Source organism: Ferruginibacter sp., from assembly GCF_031430955.1.
In the GTDB taxonomy this organism is placed as follows: domain Bacteria; phylum Bacteroidota; class Bacteroidia; order Chitinophagales; family Chitinophagaceae; genus Ferruginibacter.
In genome coordinates, this window is sequence record NZ_JANPCM010000309.1 from 1 (window position 1) to 2,766 (window position 2,766).

The following is a 2,766-nucleotide window of genomic DNA, read 5'->3' on the forward strand; positions in this document are numbered from 1 at the left end:
CCCATGATAGTGGTGCTGCCTAACGGCCGTGCTATTAAAGATGACAGAGCCATTGGAAATATTTTTGACAGTGCCAGGGTAAAAGCCTTTGCTACATTCGAAAAAGATCTTTTAAATGACCTGATCCCTTTCATTGAAAAAAAGTATCCCATAATTGCTGATAGAGAACACCGTGCTATTGCCGGTCTGTCAATGGGTGGCGGACAATCGCTGAATTTTGGTTTGGGTAACCTGGATAAGTTTGCATGGATAGGAGGATTTTCTTCTGCACCCAACACAAAAATACCTGCCGAATTAATTCCCAATGTTAATGCCGCTAAAGAAAAAATAAAACTGCTGTTCATTTCCTGTGGTGCCAGCGATGGGCTTATCAGCTTCAGCAAAAGAACACATGATTACCTGAAGCAAAATAATATTCCCCACATTTATTTTATTGAACCGGGTGTGCATGATTTTAAAGTGTGGAAGAATGGTTTGTTCATGTTTTCCCAAATGATTTTTAAACCGGTTGATCCATCCACATTTTCAAAGTACCCGGTTGCAGGCACACCAGCTCCATCTAATATCCGAAATGCTCCCTATCCGCAAATAACAACAGACAGCCGTGTCATGTTTAACATCAAAGCACCTGAAGCCAAAAAAGTACAAATTGATTTAGGTAAGAAATATGATTTGATAAAAGACACCGAAGGCTTTTGGAAAATAACTACAGATTCTATCAGCGAAGGTTTTCATTATTATTCACTACTGATAGATGGGGTAGCCGTTGCTGATCCGGCAAGCCAAACTTTTTATGGGATGGGCAGAATGGCCAGTGGTATTGAGATTCCGTTTACTGGTGGCGCTTATTATGCGCTGCGTAATGTGCCGCATGGCGATATACGCATCAAAAAATATTTTTCAAGAGTTACCAACTCATGGAGGCAGTTTTATATCTACACTCCTCCTGATTATGATTCTGCTGTTAATACCAGCTATCCTGTTCTATACATTTTACATGGCGGTGGCGAAGATGAAACCGGTTGGGCTACACAGGGTAAAACTGATCTCATTCTTGATAACCTCATCGCCGCAGGCAAGGCAAAACCTATGCTGATTGTAATGATGGATGGAAATATGAGTAGTGGAGGCATAGCAGGTTTTGGTGAAAAATCATTACAACTTTTTGAAAAGGAATTGAAAGAAGCCGTTATGCCTTTTGTTGAAAAAAACTATCGCATTGCAAAAGGAAGTGCTAACACGGCACTGGCTGGTTTATCACTGGGTGGATTACAGACATTGTATGCAGGCATTAAAAATACTGATCACTTTGCTTACCTGGGTGTGTTCAGTTCGGGCTGGTGGGCAAACCAGCCTGCTTTGTCAAGTCCGCAATATGAGTTTATGAAAAACTATGCATCAACCATTAACAGCAATCTTAAACAGTTTTGGATTGCCATGGGTGGCAAAGAAGATATTGCTTACAACAATTGCCAGATTATGCTGGCTAAATTTAAAGAACTGAATATTGTGCATACTTATACCGAATACCCGGGTGGGCACTCCTGGCCAGTGTGGAGAAACAATCTGTACAATTTTGCACAACTTCTTTTTTAATAAAAATGATTTAAACAACAGAGGATAAAAAAGCATTGGAAGAATTTTATTTTTTAACTGCTGACCTTTTTGTACAAAAAAATAAATACTTAATCTTTAGAGCACAAACAATTGAAAAATGAAAATTACCTGTAACCCCAGCCTTTCAGAGTTATCTATTCCATTAATTTCAACTGTTGCAAATTGTAATGAGGTACATAAAAAATGAAAATGAAAAAAAATAACGAAGGTAAATTGGGTATTGCTTTAGTGGGATTAGGCGGGTATGCTGGAGGACAATTGGCTCCTGCATTACTGCAAACAAAAAATTGTTACCTGGCAGGTATTGTAACTGGTACGCCATCTAAAATACCTTTATGGAAAGAAAAATACAATATACCTGATAAAAATATTTACAGCTACGATAATTTCGATACTATCAAAGACAATGCGGATATTGATATTGTGTATGTGGTGTTACCCAACAGTATGCATGCAGAATATACCATTCGTGCAGCACAAGCAGGCAAACATGTTATCTGCGAAAAGCCAATGGCTTTAACAGTGGAAGATTGTGATAAAATGATAGCAGCCTGTAAAAAAGCAGACAAATTCTTGTCTATCGGTTATCGTTTACATTTCGACCCTTATCATTTAGATATGATAAGGATGTGTACACAAAAAGAATATGGTGAAATAAAAAAAATAATTACAGTATTTTCACAACACTCCAACAAAGGCGAATGGCGTTTGAATAAAAATTACTCCGGGGGTGGACCGTTAATGGATTTAGGTCTTTATTGTTTGCAGGGAGCTTGCTATATAAGCGGTATGGAGCCTGTTGCTGTAACAGCACAAACATTTCCTGTAAGCGATAAAGAGAAATTTATCGATATTGAAGAAACCCTGAACTGGCAAATGGAAATGTTCAATGGATTAATTGCTGAATGCAGAACAAGTTATTCTGAAAGTATAAATACACTCAGGGCTGAAGCCGAAAAAGGTTGGATTGAATTAAACCCTGCATTCAGTTATGGAGGGCTTAAGGGCAGCACAGCTGATGGTAAAATAATTTCATATTCACCATTATCGCAGCAGGCAAAACAAATGGATGGTATAGCTTTATCTGTAAAAAATAATACCCAAAGCATTGTACCTGGTGAAATGGGCAGAAGGGATGTAAAAATTATT

2 protein-coding genes are annotated in these 2,766 nt (G+C 38.2%); both read left to right on the forward strand.

The annotated features are described in order from the left end of the window. Nucleotides 1-1,596 (forward strand): alpha/beta hydrolase-fold protein (locus ACY65O_RS08725; RefSeq protein WP_462220470.1); only part of this gene is annotated, 1,596 nt, incomplete at its 5' end. 210 nt (nt 1,597-1,806) lie between these two features. Next, a partial coding sequence (locus ACY65O_RS08730) for a Gfo/Idh/MocA family protein (RefSeq protein ID WP_462220471.1) occupies nt 1,807-2,766 on the forward strand: 960 nt, incomplete at its 3' end.